Raw genomic sequence first — 16,494 nt, forward strand, 5'->3', positions numbered from 1 at the left:
TGTTAGGCCTGCCGCCAGCGTTCAATCTGAGCCATGATCAAACTCTTCAGTTCAAATCAATTCGGGTTTTGAGAAAACCCTAAACTTGGCTCAGCAATCGCAAAAAACTCTCGAATTCACGAGTGTTACTTGTGATGCTGATAATCTTGCGACTGTCAGTCTTACCTCACAAGCACCCACACGAATTGCTTGATTCAACTTGTTAAAGAGCGTTTCGATCGATTCACTCAGCGCTTCCGCTTCGTCTCAACCGAGGCCGCGCATTCTACAGCAGCCTTTCAACCTGTCAAGCGTTTTTCGAAAATTTTCTTTTCAAATCAACCGCTTGCGCTTCAGCGAAGAACTCGACCACCGAAGCGAGGGAGATGAATCATACAGCAGCCAGAGCCGCTGTCAACATCTCCGAACAACGCGCCTTCAACCCGGAGACTGACGACGCCGCAGGAAAGCAACCCTGCACTTCCACCACCACCACCCCGATCCAAGCACTTGATTTACAAGGCTTTTCGATCAGCTTGCCGCTGGAAGTGGGGCGCATTATAGAGACATCGGCGGCGACGTCAACGACTTTATTGAAATGATTCCGCCAGGAAGGCCCGAGCACATGCGTTGAGTGCACAACCGCCAGGAGCACCATATATAAGGACTGATACGGGGATACGCCGACCGCAATCGTCCCAAGCTGATGGCACAAAGCAAACAGGGGGCCTGCACCAAGGTGCAGGCCCCCTGTCGATGATCCGGCGGGATTCGAACCCACGACCCCTGCCTTCGGAGGCCAATGCGGTACAGGAATCTCAGCTAACTGAAAGCGCCCTAAAGTGACTGTAAGCCACGTGGTGCAAGGCTTCGAGCGTTTCTCGGCAATGTGGCTTCACGTCATCTGCCGTCACTTAAACAACAAAATCCTAGGCACAGAAACGAAATCAAGCTGAGGCGCTTTTGACCACTAGCTACAGTAGGTCAGATGGCAGCCATTGTACGAGCCCCCAGCGCCATCGACCAGCTTTTGCAAGGGGGCCTCTCCTCCCCCATCCCCTTCATGCCACCTGCGCTGTAGCTGATGACGAGGCCAACCAGCATGTACTCCCACGCATCAGGCCGACCCTTAGCCGCGCCTCCTGCCTTGAATCCACCTCCCTGCCCACACCTGCGCAATAAATACGTATCATCAGGCCATCGATCGCCACGGCAGCCTCAGCACCCAGACTGAGCGCCCCCAGGGAGTCGGCCATCATGGAAGAAAGCGCTCAACAGCGCTCAGAGCGCTACATATCCGCGCGCAACCAGCATCCAGCCTGGCTCCTGCTCGCGTCTCGCAGAGCACCTTTGGTATTGGGCTGCCTGCGTACCCTGTTCGAGCGAGCTCATGACGGCATTGCTATAGAGGATGCGCTCCAGGCACTGGCGACAATCCTTGCTGCCTATACCAGCCAAGACCTTTACGAGATCAGTCCAGAGGATACGCACCTGCAGGCTGGTCGCGAACTGCGAGAGTGGATCAAGCGCCGCCTGATCATCGAGCGCGAGGGACGGATCTACGCGACCGATGCTCTGGAGGTCGCCATCCAGTTCGTGGAGTCCCTGGACAGTCGCATCATGACCTCCACCGCCTCCCGCCTCTCGGTGGTCCAGCGTGAGATCGAGAATCTGGAGACCAGCCTGAATCCGAGCAAGGAAAGCCGCATCGCCAGTCTGCGCCGTCGAATCAAGGATCTGGAGTTCGAACTGGAGCAGGCCGAGGCCGGACAGATAAGCGTGCTGGACGAGGCCCAGGCGACCGAAGGCATCCGCGAGGTCTACAACCTGGCGGTTGGGCTGCGCGCCGATTTTCGCCGGGTCGAAGACTCCTGGCGCGAGGCGGATCGTGCACTGAGGCAATCGATCATCAGCGAGCAATATCACCGTGGCGAAATCGTCGACCGACTGCTCGATGGCCAGGACGCGCTGCTGAATACGCCAGAAGGTCGCGTGTTCGACAGTTTCCAACAACAGCTACGCCAGTCCATTGAGCTGGACAACATGCGTGCACGCCTGCGCACCATCCTCCGCCACCCGACGATCCCCAAAGCCCTGAACCGCTCGCAGCAAATGGAACTGCAATGGCTGGTCTTGCGCCTCGTCCAGGAAACACAGAGCGTCCTCCAGGCTAGAGCACGCAGCGAAAGGGACGTGAAGGGATTCATGAAGACCGGCCTCGCCGCAGAGCATCACCGGGTAGGACACCTGCTGAACGAGATCTTCAACCTAGCGCTCAATATCGACTGGCAGCGCCAATCGGTACGCCGCCAGGCCGTCCCACTCCCGCCGGTTGGCGTAGCTATCACCAGTGTGCCGGCTGCCGAGCGTTTGCGCTTCAAGGCTCTGGATGATGAAGAGCGAAGCGAGCTGAACCTGCATGACAAACAGGCTGGACTGGATCAGATCGGCGATGACTTCTGGGACGCCTTCGACGGCCTGGATCGAGAAACGCTGATCCGCAACACATTAAGCGTACTGGCCGAGCAGCGCAGGTCTGTGAGTCTCGGCGAACTGGCACATCTGCTGCCTCCCGCGCATGACCTGGAAACGTTCGCACTCTGGCTGGGAATGGCGCGCGAGGCCGGCATCAAGGTGCTGGACAAAGAGAGGGAAACAGTGGAGCTGGTGGACGACGAGCAACGTCGCTGGATCTTCCACTTGCCGTATGCCGGGCTGGAAAGCGAGGCGCTCAAGGATATCGACTGGGAGTTGTGAGCATGGCAGGCATTTTTGATCGCATTACCGGAGCCTCCACAGAACGCGACACCCTGCAGGCTTCGCCGCAGAGGGGAATAGATGACGACTCCCCCAGTATCGAGTTACCCGAGTCGCTCGATGAACCTGTCGATGAGCCCAGAACACCGCAGCGAACCCGCGAAACCGTTCAGGAATTGCTCAAGTACGGACTGCTGGAAGAAAGCCACAAACCCAACTTGTATCGCACCGCGCTCACCCAGCACGAAGATATAGCCCGAGTTCTGGAGCCCCTCGACCTGCGCATGGGTGTCGATGAAGTACGCGGCTTGGTATTCGTGACCGTACGGCAGGACGAAACGGCCGAACAGGATGAATGGTCTCACCCGCTGGTACGCAGGCAGCGTCTGAATCTGGAACAGTCCCTGCTGATCGCAATCCTGCGTCAACACTTCATTACCTATGAACAGGAAAGCGGGACCGGCGCCAGCCACGCACAGGTCGCCGTCGACGACCTGATTCCGCAACTGCAGGTCTATCTCGGTGATCTGGGCAGCGATGCCCGGGAGAGAACTCGTGCTATTGGCCTGCTGGATCAGCTCAAAGGCCATGGCTTGGTCTCGGCTCTGGATGCCCATGATCGGGTGATCATCCGCCCCATCATCGCGCACCTAGCCAACCCGGAGAACCTTCAGGCACTGCTGGCGTGGCTGCAGGCACAGATCGATAAGTCGAACGAAACCACTGAGCCGGCGGCTGGCGAGGAGATGGAATGAAACAGTCGACGCTTTGGCGTAACAGCGAGACCTTCATCCTGACTCGCTTGGAGCTATACAACTGGGGCGGGTTCCAGGACTTTCACCATGCTGAGATAGACCCTGCCGGCACAGCGGTGACCGGCCCCACCGGCAGCGGCAAGACCACTCTGGTCGACGCTCTGATGACACTGCTCTGCGCCAACCCACGATACAACCTGGCCTCCACCGGTGGACATGAAAGCGACCGGGATCTGGTGTCCTATGTCCGCGGTGTTTCCGGCCCAGGCGATGGCGGCCCCGGTCAATCCCATATCGCCCGCCCCGGAAAAACAGTAACTGCGATCGCCGCCACACTCGAGCGCGACGGTCAGTTGGTACGTCTGGGGACCTTGCTTTGGTTCGAGGGCATAAGCTCCAGCGCAACGGACATGAAGAAGTTGTGGCTATTTAGCGAGGCGCCCGAACAAACCCTGGAGCACTGGCTGCACCTGCATCACGAAGGCGGCATGCGCGCACTACGGCAGATGGACAAGGACAGCACCGGCATCTGGACCTACCCCAGCAAGAAGGCCTTCCTGGCCCGGCTGCGCGACTACTTCGAGGTTGGCGAGAACGCCTTCACTCTGCTCAACCGCGCCGCGGGCCTCAAACAGCTCAACAGCATCGACGAAATCTTTCGCGAGCTGGTGCTGGACGACAACTCGGCCTTCGAGCGCGCAGCCGAAGTCGCCGCCAGCTTCGACGACCTTACCGGCATCCATCAGGAACTGGAAATCGCCCGCCGGCAACAACGCTCGTTGCAACCGATCGCCGATGGCTGGCAACGTTATCAGGCGCAGCAGCGACAACTGGAGGACCAGCAGGCGCTCGATGCCATCCTGCCCGTGTGGTTCGCCGAACAGGCCCATCAACTGTGGCAGGCAGAAACCAGCAGGCTGGACGCTGCGTTCAGACAGGCAAAGCAGGAGCAGGACCAATGTCAGCAGCGCCTGGATGAACAGAAAGGGCTGGTCGACCGGCAACGGCAGCTTTACCTGAAAGCCGGGGGGGCTGGCATCGATCAGCTCAGAGGGCGCATCGCCGAATGGCAAAAATTCCGTGCCCGACGAGAGCTCCAGGCGACCCAATATCAGCGGCTGGCCAGAAACCTCAACCTGGCGGACGAGCTTTCCGCGACGGCCCTGCACGCCAACCAGGAAAAGGCCCGTGAGCGACTACAGAGCCTGGATGCGCAGATCAGCGCAGCACAGGAGCAGGCCTTCAAGGCGGGGGTTGCCGAACAGGCGCTGAAAGAGCAGCTCGGCGAGCTGCAACGGGAAAAGGCCGAGGTGGAGCGTCGTCCGGGTTCGAACCTACCCGGACTACACCAGGCCTTCCGCAGCGAGCTGGCTAGGGCACTGGGGCTGGATGAAGCAGCCCTGCCCTTCGTCGCCGAACTCGTGCAGGTCAAACCCGAGGAGCAGTCCTGGCGCGGCGCCATCGAACGAGCGATCGGCAGTCACCGGCTGCGCATCCTGGTACCGCCGGAGTCATCCAGATCCGCACTGCAGTGGATCAACCAGCGGCACAATCGCCTGCATGTTCGCCTGCTCGAGGTGAAGGAACCTGTTTCTCGCCCACGCCCCTTCGAGGATGGCTTCACCAACAAGCTGACCTGCAAGGAGCATCCTTATCGCGCCGCGCTCGAAGCGCTACTGGCCGACAACGACCGGCACTGCGTCGACAGCCCAGAGCAGTTGCGGCAAACCCCGCACGCGATGACGGCCCAGGGATTGATGTCCGGCAAGGAACGCTTCTTCGACAAGCAGGACCAGAAGCGTCTGGACGAGGACTGGCTCACCGGTTTCGACAACCGAGATCGCCTGGCTTATCTCACTGAACAGATTCGTACCCTCGAAACGCAGCTGACAACCGCGACGCAAGCCCTTCGTATCGCGCAGGATGCCGCTGGCAGTCTGGAGGATCAGTACCGCGCGCTGGAGCAGCTCCAGCGCCTGGAGTTCGAAGAGATCGACCTGCCCGGCGCGCAGCGCCAACTCGACGAATTTCAGCAGCATCTGGATGCCCTGACCCGCCCAGACTCCGATGCTGGCACAGCCAAGGTCGAACTGGACAAGGCAGAAAGCCTGCACAAGGAGCTGGACCAGCAGCTGAGGAAGGCCATCGAAACCTTCACCGCTGCAAAGAAAGATCTGGAGCATGCCGACGCAGCACTGCGCAGAGCCTTTCAGCGCGCAGGGCAGGGGCTTAGCGATGCTCAACGCACCTTGGCAGCCACGCACTTCCCGCGCTTGGCGCTCGAACAGCTGGACGACCTCCAAGACATCGAGCGCAAGCATGCGCACGAGCTACAGCAGCAGCTCAAGGCTGGCGGCGAGAAGCTGCAGAAGCTGCGCGAAGAACTCATCAAGCGCATGTCCGATGCTAAGAAGGAGGATACCGGCGCCCTCGCGGAAGTCGGGAGGAAACTGGAAGACATTCCACAGTATCTAGCACGCCTGCAGGTACTGACCGAGGAAGCCCTGCCCGAGAAGCTCAAGCGCTTCCTGGATTACCTGAACCGCTCCTCCGACGACGGCGTGACCCAGTTGCTCAGCTATGTCGACCACCAGGTCGCCCTGATCGAAGAGCGCCTAGAGGATCTGAACAGCACCATGCGTCGAGTCGACTTCCAGCCCGGTCGTTACCTGCGCCTGGTAGCAAGCAAGGTCGTGCACGAGAGCCTGCGCAGCCTGCAACGCGCGCAGCGCCAACTGAACTCGGCACGCTTCACCGACGACAATGGCGAAAGCCAGTACAAGGCCCTACAGGAGCTGGTGGCCTTGCTCAAGGATGCCTGCGAGCGCAGCCGCACCCTAGCCGCTCGCGCCCTGCTGGACCCACGCTTTCGCCTGGAGTTCGCCGTTTCGGTGATCGACCGGGAAAGCGGCGAGGTCATCGAGACCCGCACCGGCTCACAGGGCGGCAGCGGCGGCGAAAAGGAAATCATCGCCTCCTATGTACTGACCGCCTCCCTGAGCTACGCGCTCTGCCCGGACGGCAGCAGCCGGCCGCTGTTCGGCACCATCGTCCTCGACGAGGCCTTCTCACGCAGTTCCCATGCAGTCGCCGGACGCATCATCGCGGCCCTGCGCGAGTTCGGACTGCATGCCGTGTTCATCACCCCGAACAAGGAGATGCGTCTGCTGCGCCACCACACCCGCTCGGCCATCGTTGTTCATCGCCGAGGACCGGAATCCAGCCTGGCCTCGCTGAGCTGGGAAGCCCTGGACGAACTTCGCCAGCAACGCCGCCAGGTCCGCCATGAAGTCGCCCAGTGATATCGGCCAGAGCCTGGCCCGCCAATGGCAACAGCCGCGCATCCGCCGGGAGCGCCTGCTCGATCCCGGCGGCTGGCCCCGCGACTTCACCATCGGCAAACCCTCGGCTGGCCTCTTCTCGGCCAATCCCCAAGCCGTGCAGCGGCATGTCGAAGCCTGGCGGCAAGTGCGGATCGGTGAGGTCACGTGGGAGCCCGTCGACTACCGTGCCGCCCTCGGACCGGTCCAGGTGCCCATGACCTGGCGGTTGCGCAGCCCGTCGGAGTGGGTTGCTGCTAGCGGCGATCCCGAAGTGATGCGTGAATACCGGATGCTCGAGGCGCTGGTGGAGCAGACCGACCGCTGCTTTCACACCCTACTTGTCAGTCAGCGCAGTCTCTGGCTAAAAAAATCAGCCGACGAGGTCATCACCACCGCACGACTTGCCGCTCGACTGTCGCCGGGCTGCGCCCAAGGGCGCCCCTTGCGCCTGCTGGCCGAGCTCGGCGTGGACACCAAGTTCTTCGAGCGCAACACCGCCCTGCTGACCAGGCTGCTCGACGAGCGCTTCGAAGGCGAGGTGTCCGCACAGGGGCTGACGACCTTCCTGGATGCCTTCGAAGACAGCAGCCACTGGGTACTGGTCGCTCCGCTGTCACCCGGCCTGCTGCCGTTCAAAAGGCTCAGACTGACCACCGCTGAACTGGCGGAAGTCGATCTGCCCTGCTCCCGTGTGCTGGTGGTAGAGAACGAACAGTGCATCCACCAGTTGCCCGAGCTACCGGACACCATCGCGATTCTCGGCGCCGGACTGGATCTGCAGTGGCTGGGCTCCCCGTACTTGGCCAGCAAGTCCCTCGGCTACTGGGGCGACATGGACACCTGGGGGCTCTTGATGCTGGCGCGCGCGAGGCAACGACAGCCGGCCATCCGGGCGCTGCTGATGGAGAGGTCGATCTTTGACCGGTACGCATCGACCAGTGCGGTCGTCGAGCCGGTCAAGGCCCAGGACTCGGCCCCCGATGGTCTACAGCCCGACGAGGCCGACCTCTATCGATACCTGCTGACGCGGGAGTGTGGTCGTCTGGAACAGGAATATCTGCCAAGGGACCAGGTGGAAAGGATCATGACCGCCTGGGCGATGTGAGCTGCCCGGGTTGGGCACCCAAGACAGGGTGCACTGGTCAAGATGCTGCGTTTGGCCGGCATGGGGGAAATTTTGCGGGAGGAACCGGCTCAGGGACCGAACCGGCGGCGCCTCGGAAAAAGGCGTGTAAATCAAGAAGATATGGCGCACCTGGCGGGATTCGAACCCACGACCCTTGCCTTCGGAGGGCAATACTCTATCCAGCTGAGCTACAGGTGCGTATGTGTTGCAGAGACCTATTTGACCACTAGCTTCCGAGCTTCTCAAGCCGCTGACCCCTGCCTTCGGAGGGCAGTACTCTATCCAGCTGAGCTACGGATGCTTGTGAGAACGGACTGGCAGACCGTTCGCAACGTGCGGCCACATGATACGCATGTTGGCCACAGCCGTCCATGGCGTCGAGGATCGTTCGCTATCCCGAACATTTCGATCCATCCGATAACCTATGTCTTTGAAAAATTTACATTTTCAATCATCTGCGTTGTTTTTTTTGCACACCCCATTGCGCGCACCCGTGATCGACCCTAGGATTGTTTGACATTTCGAACATCCCGCCGGAGACCGCGATGGAACTGAAAGACCCCAGCCTGTTCCGCCAGCAGGCCTACGTGAACGGTCATTGGTGCGAGGCCGACAGCGGCGCGCGGACCGACATCTTCAACCCGGCCAGCGGCGAGAAGCTGGGCAGCGTGCCGAACATGGGCCGTGCCGAGACCCGCCGTGCCATCGAGGCGGCGCGCGTGGCGCAGCCGGCCTGGCGCAAGCTGACCGCCAAGGAGCGCGCTGCCCGCCTGCGCCAGTGGTACGAGCTGATCCTCGCCAACCAGGAAGACCTGGCGCAGATCATGACCGCCGAGCAGGGCAAGCCGCTGGCCGAGGCTAGAGGCGAGGTGGCCTACGCCGCGTCCTTCATCGAGTGGTTCGCCGAGGAGGCCAAGCGCGCCTATGGCGACGTGATCCCGGCGCATGCCGCCGACAAGCGCATCCTGGTGCAGAAGGAGCCGGTCGGCGTCACCGCGGCGATCACCCCGTGGAACTTCCCGGCGGCGATGATCACCCGCAAGGCTGGCCCGGCGCTGGCGGTGGGCTGCGCCATGGTGCTCAAGCCGGCACCGCAGACCCCCTTCTCCGCCCTGGCCCTGGCCGCCCTGGCCGAGCGCGCCGGCATCCCGGCCGGCCTGCTCAGCGTGCTGCCGGCGGACGTCGCCACCAGCCGCGAGGTGGGCGCCGAGCTGTGCGAGAATCCGGTGGTGCGCAAGCTGTCGTTCACCGGCTCGACCGGCGTCGGCATCAAGCTGATGGAGCAGTGTGCGCCGACCCTGAAGAAGCTGTCGCTGGAGCTGGGCGGCAATGCGCCCTTTATCGTGTTCGACGACGCCGACCTGGATGCCGCGGTCGAAGGCGCGATGATCTCCAAGTACCGCAACGCCGGACAGACCTGCGTGTGCGCCAACCGCATCTATGTGCAGGACAAGGTCTACGACGCCTTCGCCGCCAAGCTGGCCGCCGCAGTGGCCAAGCTCAAGGTGGGCAACGGCGCCGAGGCCGGCGTGACCACCGGCCCGCTGATCGACGCCAATGCCGTGGCCAAGGTGCGCCAGCACCTCGACGACGCGCTGAGCAAGGGCGCGCGGGTGATCGCCGGCGGCAACGGCCTGGGTGGCAACTTCTTCGAGCCGACTATTCTGGTCGATGTGCCAACCAGCGCGCGAGTCGCCAAGGAAGAGACCTTCGGCCCGCTGGCCCCGCTGTTCCGCTTCCGCGACGAGGAGGACGTGATCGCCCAGGCCAACGACACCGAGTTCGGCCTGGCTGCCTACTTCTACGCCCGCGACCTCGGCCGCGTGTTCCGCGTGGCCGATGCGCTGGAGTATGGCATGGTCGGCATCAACACCGGCCTGATCTCCACCGAGGTGGCGCCGTTCGGCGGCATGAAGGCTTCCGGCCTCGGCCGTGAGGGCTCCAAGTACGGTCTCGACGAGTATCTCGAGATCAAGTACCTGTGCCTCGGCGGCATCTGATTTCGTACGAACTCCGGGCCACGGCCCGGGGTGGGTGGAGGCCGTGTTTTGTCGGCGACGGCCCTTCACCCCTCCTTTCCGGCCGGCCTGCCACCGGCAGGCCGGCCCCGACCGACGCTCCGACTGTCCTGCGTGAGTAATGCCATGAGCCAGACCAACGCCTCCCTGCTGCAACGCCGCCAAGCTGCCGTCGCCCGCGGCGTCAGCCAGATCCACCCGATCGTCGCCGAGCGCGCCGAGAACGCCACCGTGTGGGACGTCGAGGGCCGCGAGTACATCGACTTCGCCGGCGGCATCGCCGTGCTCAACACCGGCCACCTGCATCCGAAGGTGGTGGCCGCCGTCCAGGAGCAGCTGACCAAGCTGTCGCACACCTGCTTCCAGGTGCTGGCCTACGAGCCCTACATCGCCCTGTGCGAGGAAATCGCCAAGCGCGTGCCGGGCGATTTCGCCAAGAAGACCCTGCTGGTCACCTCCGGCTCCGAGGCCGTCGAGAACGCCGTGAAGATCGCCCGCGCCGCCACCGGCCGCGCCGGGGTGATCGCCTTCACCGGCGCCTACCACGGCCGCACCATGATGACCCTGTCGCTGACCGGCAAGGTGGTGCCCTACTCCGCCGGCATGGGCCTGATGCCGGGCGGCGTGTTCCGCGCCCTGGCGCCCTGCGAGCTGCACGGCATCAGCGAGGACGACGCCATCGCCAGCATCGAGCGGATCTTCAAGAACGATGCCCAGCCGCAGGACATCGCCGCGATCATCATCGAGCCGGTGCAGGGCGAAGGCGGCTTCTACGTCAACTCCAAGGCCTTCATGCAGCGCCTGCGCGCCCTGTGCGACCAGCACGGCATCCTGCTGATCGCCGACGAGGTGCAGACCGGCGCCGGCCGCACCGGCACCTTCTTCGCCACCGAGCAGCTGGGCATCGTCCCGGACCTGACCACCTTCGCCAAGTCCGTAGGCGGTGGCTTCCCGATCTCCGGCGTGTGCGGCAAGGCGGAAATCATGGACGCCGTCGCCCCCGGCGGCCTGGGCGGCACCTACGCCGGCAGCCCGATCGCCTGCGCCGCGGCGCTGGCCGTGCTCAAGGTGTTCGACGAGGAGAACCTGCTGGAGCGCTCCCAGGCCGTCGGCGAGCGTCTGAAGGCCGGCCTGCGCGAGATCCAGGCCAAGCACAAGGTCATCGGCGACGTGCGCGGCCTGGGTTCGATGGTCGCCATCGAGCTGTTCGAGGACGGCGACGTGCACAAGCCGGCCGCCGAGCTGGTCGGCAAGATCGTCGCCCGCGCCCGCGACAAGGGCCTGATCCTGCTGTCCTGCGGCACCTACTACAACGTCATCCGCTTCCTGATGCCGATCACCATCCCGGACGCCCAGCTGGACAAGGGCCTGGCCATCCTCGCCGAGTGCTTCGACGAACTGGCCTGATCCCCGCCCCTCCCACGCCCGCCCCGCGCCCTGCGCGGGGCGGGCGTTCTTCTTACGGCTTGCGGCTTGCCGCGCGGCGCGCAGCCGCGACCGCCGGCAACGCCAGCAGCCCGGCACCGCGGGCCGATCAGATCACCCGATAGGCGCTGCCGGCCTCCCACTCGCCTGCCAGCATGCAGCGGTCGCGCCCGCTGCGCTTGGCCTCGAGCAGCGCCGCATCGGCGCGGTTGAGCACCTGCGAGTAGCCTTCCGGAGCCCGGTACTCGGCTACCCCGAAGCTGGCGGTGATCGCCAGGCGCTGCTCGCCGACCATCACCCGCAGCTCGCGCAGGGCGCCGCGCAGCCGCTCGATCAGCGGCAACGCGTCGGCCAGCACGGTTTCCGGCAGCAACAGCAGGAACTCCTCGCCACCCCAGCGCCCGCACAGGTCGCAGCCGCGCACGCTGGTCTGCAGGGCGCGGGCGATCTCGCTGAGGGCGCGGTCGCCGACCTCGTGTCCCCAGGTGTCATTGATCAGCTTGAAGTGGTCGACGTCGATCATCGCCAGCACGAAGGCGTGCCCGCTGCGCTGGCTGCGCAGTTCCTCCTCGCGCAGGCGCTCCATCAGCAGGCGGCGGTTGGCCAGCCCGGTGAGCACGTCGCGCTGCGAGGCGGTCTTCAGCGCCTGGTTGAGGTCGCGCAGCATGTCCTGGTAGCGGTCGGAGATGCGCGCCACCTTCTCCAGCTGGCGCAGCTGGCGGTGGTAGCGTTCGGACAGCGAGAGGTTCTGCTCGCGCGCCAGCGACTGGTAACCGTCGGAAATCCGCGCGATGCGCTCGAGCCGCGACAGCTGGTCGAGGTTCTGCTGCTGCAGGCGCGCCAGCGCCTCGCGCAGCGGGTGGCCATAGTAGGCGGGGTCGCTCAGCAGGCTCTCGACCAGCAGGTCCAGTTCGCTCTCGCTGTTCATGGGCTGCTACTCGCCGTGGGCCAGGATGGCGAAGGGGAAGCTGCAGTCCTCGCGGAACTCCTCGGCCAGCTCGGCGACCCGCTCGTTGCGGCTGTCGTAGTACCAGTTGACGCTGACCGGGCGGCCGTCGCGATGGGCATCCTCGAGCAGGTCGAAGATGTCCATCAGCGCCTTGATCGAGCTGGTGTTGAGGTACAGCAGGCGCAGCTCGAGGGCCAGCGGGCGGACCTCCTCGCGCAGGAAGCGCTCGACCCAGTCGATCACCTGGCCGAACAGCTCGAAGGAGTTTTCCGGGTAGGAATCGCCCTGCATGGCCAGCACGCCAGCGCTCCAGTCACCCTGAATGGCCGGCGTGGACTGGGTTCCGTGTATGTTCAGTACAGTCATGGTCATTCCCGTGAAAAGTGATCAGATCACCGCGCGCAGGCTGAAGAAGGCGCGCCCGCCGGTCTGTTCGCGGAGCGAGGCGTGCAGCGGCCGGCTCGACTTGCGGGCGATGTCGAGCAGGCCGAGGCCGGCACCGCTGGTGCTTTCGCCGTCGCGCGGCTTGCGCAGCTGCTCCTTGTAGGCGGCCTTGAGCTGCACCTTGTCCAGCCCGGCCAGGCCCTCGACCCACTCGACCAGCTGCAGGCCGTCGGCGTGCTCCACCAGATTGCCGGCCGACACCACGTAGCGGCCGTCCTCGTCGCGGGCGATGGCCACGGTGGCCGAGGCGTCCTGATCGCTGTAGTGCATGCGGGTAGCGTAGTGGCGGATATTCTGGGTCATTTCGATGTAAACGGCGAACACGTCCATCGCCGCCGAGGGCTGCGCCTGTTCGGCCGCCAGGTAGTTGCGCAGGGCGTTGCCGATCTCCTCGATCAGGCTGCGCGAGATCGGCCCGTTGAAGCAGAGCATGATGCGCTGGCGATTGTAGTTCTCGCGCATGGCCAGCAGGTCATGTGTGTCCATGGTCACTCCTTGGTTCTGCACCTAGTCGAAACGGAAGGAAAGCACGGTGATGTCGTCCAGTTGCGGGTGCCCGCCGCGGTAGGCCTCGAGACGGGCGACGAAGCGCTCGGCCTGCTCGGCCAATGGACGCTGGGCATGACTGCGCAGCAGGTCGACGAAGCGCCGGCTGCCGAAGCCGAAGCCATGCTCGCCGCCGGCCTGGTCGAGGAAGCCGTCGGTGCACAGGTAGAAGGTCCAGCCCGACGGCAGCTCGATATCCTGATTGGTGTACTCGCCCTGGCGCTTGTCGGCCAGGGCGCGGCGAGCGCCCTTGTATTCGCGCACCTCGTGGCCGTCGCTGGCGTACAGGGCGATCTTCGCCCCGGCGAAGCGCAGGCGCCGGGCGCTGCGGTCGACCCATACCAGGCCGGCATCCATGTTGGTCGCCAGGGCCCGCGACACCTGCTCCTCGCGCAGCATGCCGCGCACCGTGCGGTCGGTCTCGCGCAGGATCGCCGCCGGGTCGTCGACCCCGGCCACGGCGATGGCATGGTCGATCGCCGCCCGCGCCAGCATGGTCATCAGGGCGCCGGGCACGCCGTGGCCGGCGCAGTCGACCACGCCGAGCAGGCAGTTGCCCTCGCTCTCGCGATACACGTAGAAATCGCCGCCGACCACGTCGCGCGGCTGCCACAGCACGAAGTGATGCTCGCCCAGCGAGGCGGCCAGCTGGCGGTCGGGCAGGATGGCGCGCTGGATCAGGCTGGCGTAGTCGATGGAGTCGTCGATCTGCTTGTGCGCGGCGACCATCTCGCGGTTGGCCTGCTCCAGGGCGTGGGTGCGCTCGCGCACCTTGCCCTCCAGCTCGGCGGTGTGCCGATGCACCTGGGCCGCCATGCTGGCGAAGGCCGCCGACAGCTCGCCGATCTCGTCGCCGCGCGCCGGCGGCAGGCTGGTGGCGTAGTGGCCGGCAGCGATCGCCTTGGCCGACTGCTTGAGGCTGCGCAGCGGCTGCAGCAGCAGGCGCTCCATCGCGTAGGCGAAGCCCAGCAGCAGGGCGGCCAGCAGCACCACCAGGGTGCCCAGCAGCGGCCACAGCCAGTTCTGGTCGAGCAGGCGTGCGGCGTGCAGGTCGACCGCGGTGAGCAGGTGCCAGCGCAGCGGGGCGATGTAGCTGAGCGCCAGCAGGCGCGGCTGGCCGTCGATCCGCGCGTGCAGGATCTGTACGCCGTCCGGCTCGGCCTCGGCGCGCCGCAGGGCCGCGCGCAGCGCCTCCCGCTCGGCCGGCGTGCCGAGCAGGTCGAAGATCAGGCCGGCTCCGGCGGCCTGGCCGGCGCCCGAACTGTAGGCGATGCGCGAGCGGTCCGGGTGGGCCTGGATGGCGCCGTCGGGGGCGAGGATCATCGGCGTCACCCCGTTGTCGCGGCCGACCAGGAAATCGGCGAGGAAGTCGCTCAGGTCCAGGCCGGTGCCGGCCAGGCCGAGCACGCGGGCGCCCTCGCGCACCAGCACGTTGATCCACAGCTTGGTCTCGCCCAGCTTGTGGTCGACGTTGACGTTGAGATTGTAGGTGGCCTGGCCGCCGACGCTGGCGAAGTACCAGGCATCCTCCGGGTCGGCGGGATCGAGCCGGTAGCGTGGCTGGGCACCCGCCGCGGCCTCGGCGTCGACGAAATAGTAGCTGCGGCTGGGCTCGGCGATGACGAACCAGGACTGGTCGCGGAAGTCGCGCCGATAGCCCTCGGCCTCGGCGAAGAAGCGCGCGCGGCGCTGCGGGTCGTCCTCGTCGAGCAACCACTGGCGGGTCAGCTGGGAGTCGGCGAAGCGCCGCGCCAGGGCCAGCTCGCGGGCTACCGGGGCGAGGATGCGCTCGCGGTGCAGCAGGGTGAAGTTGCGCGCGTAGGCCTCGCCGAAATGCTGGCGAATCTCCTCCATCGCCCGCCAGCCGAGCAGGACCGCCGGTATCGAAGCCAGCATGCATGCCAGCAGCAAGGCCAGTACCGACTTGCTGCGCAGCCCCCAGTTCGCCGCCATGAAGAGTCTCCCGGCCTCCGCCGCGTCCGGCCTAGGCCGGCAAAAGTGCCATTGTGCAACCTGCCCGCGGCAGGGGTACAGCCCCGCGTCGCAAATGCCGCTCCCGCCTGCCGGGCGGCAGACGGGAGACGGTGGCGCCTTCAGGGCGCCGGGTTGGGTTGTCCGGTGTGGATGCGCTCGATGCCGGCCAGCAGCTCGTCGCCGAGCTGGAGGTCGAGACTGGCGATGTTGCTGTCCAGCTGCTCGAGACTGGTGGCGCCGATGATGTTGCTGGTGACGAACGGCCGGCTGGTGACCCAGGCCAGCGCCAGCTGCGCCGGGTCGACGCCGTGCTCGCGGGCCAGGGCGACGTAGGCGCTGGCCGCCTGGCGCGCCTGCGGGTTGTTGTAGCGCTGGAAGCGCTCGAACAGGGTCAGCCGCGCCCGCTCCGGCCGGGCGCCGTTCTCGTACTTGCCGGACAGCAGGCCGAAGGCCAGCGGCGAGTAGGCCAGCAGGCCCACCTGCTCGCGGATCGCCATCTCCGCCAGGCCCACCTCGAAGCTGCGGTTGAGCAGGTTGTAGGGGTTCTGGATCGACACCGGGCGCGGCCAGCCGCGGGTTTCGGCCAGCTGCAGGAAGCGGTGCACGCCCCAGGGCGTCTCGTTGGACAGGCCGATGTGGCGGATCTTGCCGCTCCTGACCAGCTCGTCGAGCACCTCCAGCGACTCCTCGATCGGCGTGATGTGCGCATCCGGGGCGTGCTGGTAGCCGAGCTGGCCGAAGAAGTTGGTCTGCCGGTCCGGCCAGTGCAGCTGGTAGAGGTCGATGTAGTCGGTCTGCAGGCGGCGCAGGCTGCCGTCGACGGCGGCGACCAGGTTGGCGCGGTCGTGGTGCGGCCGGCCGCCGCGGATGTGGGTGATGCCGTTGCCCGGCGCCGCCGCCTTGCTGGCGATGATCCACTGCTCGCGGCCGCCATGGCGCCTGAAGTAGTTGCCGATGATGGTCTCGGTGGCGCCGCAGGTCTCGGCCCTGGGCGGCACCGGGTACATCTCCGCGGTGTCGATGAAGTTGATCCCGGCGGCTCGCGCGCGGTCGATCTGCGCGAAGCCTTCGGCTTCGCTGTTCTGCTCGCCCCAGGTCATGCTGCCCAGCGCCAGCGCGCTGACCTGGATGCCGGTCGTGCCGAGAGGGCGATAAATCATCGCAAGCTCCTGTCGATGGATGACGAAAGGGCGACAGC

The 16,494-nt window shown here is 65.1% G+C and carries 12 protein-coding genes and 1 tRNA gene; 7 read left to right on the forward strand and 6 right to left on the reverse strand.

Annotation, left to right across the window (positions count from 1 at the left end):
• The first annotated feature begins 365 nt into the window (after positions 1-365).
• The 5 genes from RA210_RS03575 to RA210_RS03595 all read left to right on the forward strand — a co-directional run bounded on the left by RA210_RS03575 (position 366) and on the right by RA210_RS03595 (position 7,919).
• Positions 366-581: a hypothetical protein gene (locus RA210_RS03575; protein ID WP_201485421.1), complete on the forward strand. Its 216-nt coding sequence runs from the start codon at positions 366-368 to the stop codon at positions 579-581.
• Positions 582-1,236: 655 nt separating this feature from the next.
• On the forward strand, positions 1,237-2,736 hold the full coding sequence (locus tag RA210_RS03580) for a DUF3375 domain-containing protein (RefSeq protein WP_201485422.1): 1,500 nt from the start codon (positions 1,237-1,239) through the stop codon (positions 2,734-2,736).
• A gap of 2 nt (positions 2,737-2,738) precedes the next feature.
• A complete protein-coding gene (locus tag RA210_RS03585; RefSeq protein WP_136491427.1) occupies positions 2,739-3,491 on the forward strand; it encodes a DUF4194 domain-containing protein in 753 nt (250 codons plus the stop codon).
• Positions 3,488-6,793 (forward strand): ATP-binding protein, encoded by a 3,306-nt coding sequence (locus RA210_RS03590; protein WP_201485423.1) that lies wholly within the window; start codon positions 3,488-3,490, stop codon positions 6,791-6,793. Before RA210_RS03585 ends, RA210_RS03590 begins: the two co-directional genes overlap by 4 nt.
• On the forward strand, positions 6,777-7,919 hold the full coding sequence (locus tag RA210_RS03595) for a Wadjet anti-phage system protein JetD domain-containing protein (RefSeq protein ID WP_136491429.1): 1,143 nt from the start codon (positions 6,777-6,779) through the stop codon (positions 7,917-7,919). Before RA210_RS03590 ends, RA210_RS03595 begins: the two co-directional genes overlap by 17 nt.
• Positions 7,920-8,061: 142 nt before the next feature.
• Here the strand turns inward: RA210_RS03595 and RA210_RS03600 are convergent.
• Positions 8,062-8,138: transfer RNA gene (locus RA210_RS03600), tRNA-Arg, on the reverse strand.
• 347 nt (positions 8,139-8,485) lie between these two features.
• Between RA210_RS03600 and gabD the strand changes: the two genes are divergently transcribed.
• Positions 8,486-9,940, forward strand: a complete 1,455-nt coding sequence (gene gabD / locus RA210_RS03605) for an NADP-dependent succinate-semialdehyde dehydrogenase (protein ID WP_136491430.1) — start codon at positions 8,486-8,488, stop codon at positions 9,938-9,940.
• A 144-nt stretch (positions 9,941-10,084) separates the two neighbouring features.
• Positions 10,085-11,365: a 4-aminobutyrate--2-oxoglutarate transaminase gene (gene gabT, locus RA210_RS03610; protein WP_201485424.1), complete on the forward strand. Its 1,281-nt coding sequence runs from the start codon at positions 10,085-10,087 to the stop codon at positions 11,363-11,365.
• Between the two features lie 127 nt (positions 11,366-11,492).
• Here the strand turns inward: gabT and siaD are convergent, their stop codons facing one another.
• The 5 genes from siaD to RA210_RS03635 form a co-directional block, all read right to left on the reverse strand.
• The gene (gene siaD / locus RA210_RS03615; RefSeq protein WP_136490694.1) at positions 11,493-12,311 is read right to left on the reverse strand and encodes a biofilm regulation diguanylate cyclase SiaD; all 819 of its coding nucleotides are present in this window, start codon (positions 12,309-12,311) and stop codon (positions 11,493-11,495) included.
• A gap of 6 nt (positions 12,312-12,317) precedes the next feature.
• Complete coding sequence (siaC, locus tag RA210_RS03620; RefSeq protein ID WP_136490695.1) at positions 12,318-12,698, reverse strand: biofilm regulation phosphoprotein SiaC; 381 nt, start codon at positions 12,696-12,698, stop codon at positions 12,318-12,320.
• 21 nt (positions 12,699-12,719) lie between these two features.
• On the reverse strand, positions 12,720-13,262 hold the full coding sequence (gene siaB, locus RA210_RS03625; RefSeq protein ID WP_136490696.1) for a biofilm regulation protein kinase SiaB: 543 nt from the start codon (positions 13,260-13,262) through the stop codon (positions 12,720-12,722).
• A 21-nt stretch (positions 13,263-13,283) separates the two neighbouring features.
• Complete coding sequence (siaA, locus tag RA210_RS03630) at positions 13,284-15,275, reverse strand: biofilm regulation protein phosphatase SiaA (protein ID WP_201485425.1); 1,992 nt, start codon at positions 15,273-15,275, stop codon at positions 13,284-13,286.
• Positions 15,276-15,415: 140 nt separating this feature from the next.
• A complete protein-coding gene (locus RA210_RS03635) occupies positions 15,416-16,456 on the reverse strand; it encodes an NADP(H)-dependent aldo-keto reductase (RefSeq protein WP_201485426.1) in 1,041 nt (346 codons plus the stop codon).
• Positions 16,457-16,494 lie beyond the last annotated feature (38 nt).

It is taken from the genome of Pseudomonas sp. OF001 (assembly GCF_904426495.1).
GTDB lineage: Bacteria > Pseudomonadota > Gammaproteobacteria > Pseudomonadales > Pseudomonadaceae > Geopseudomonas.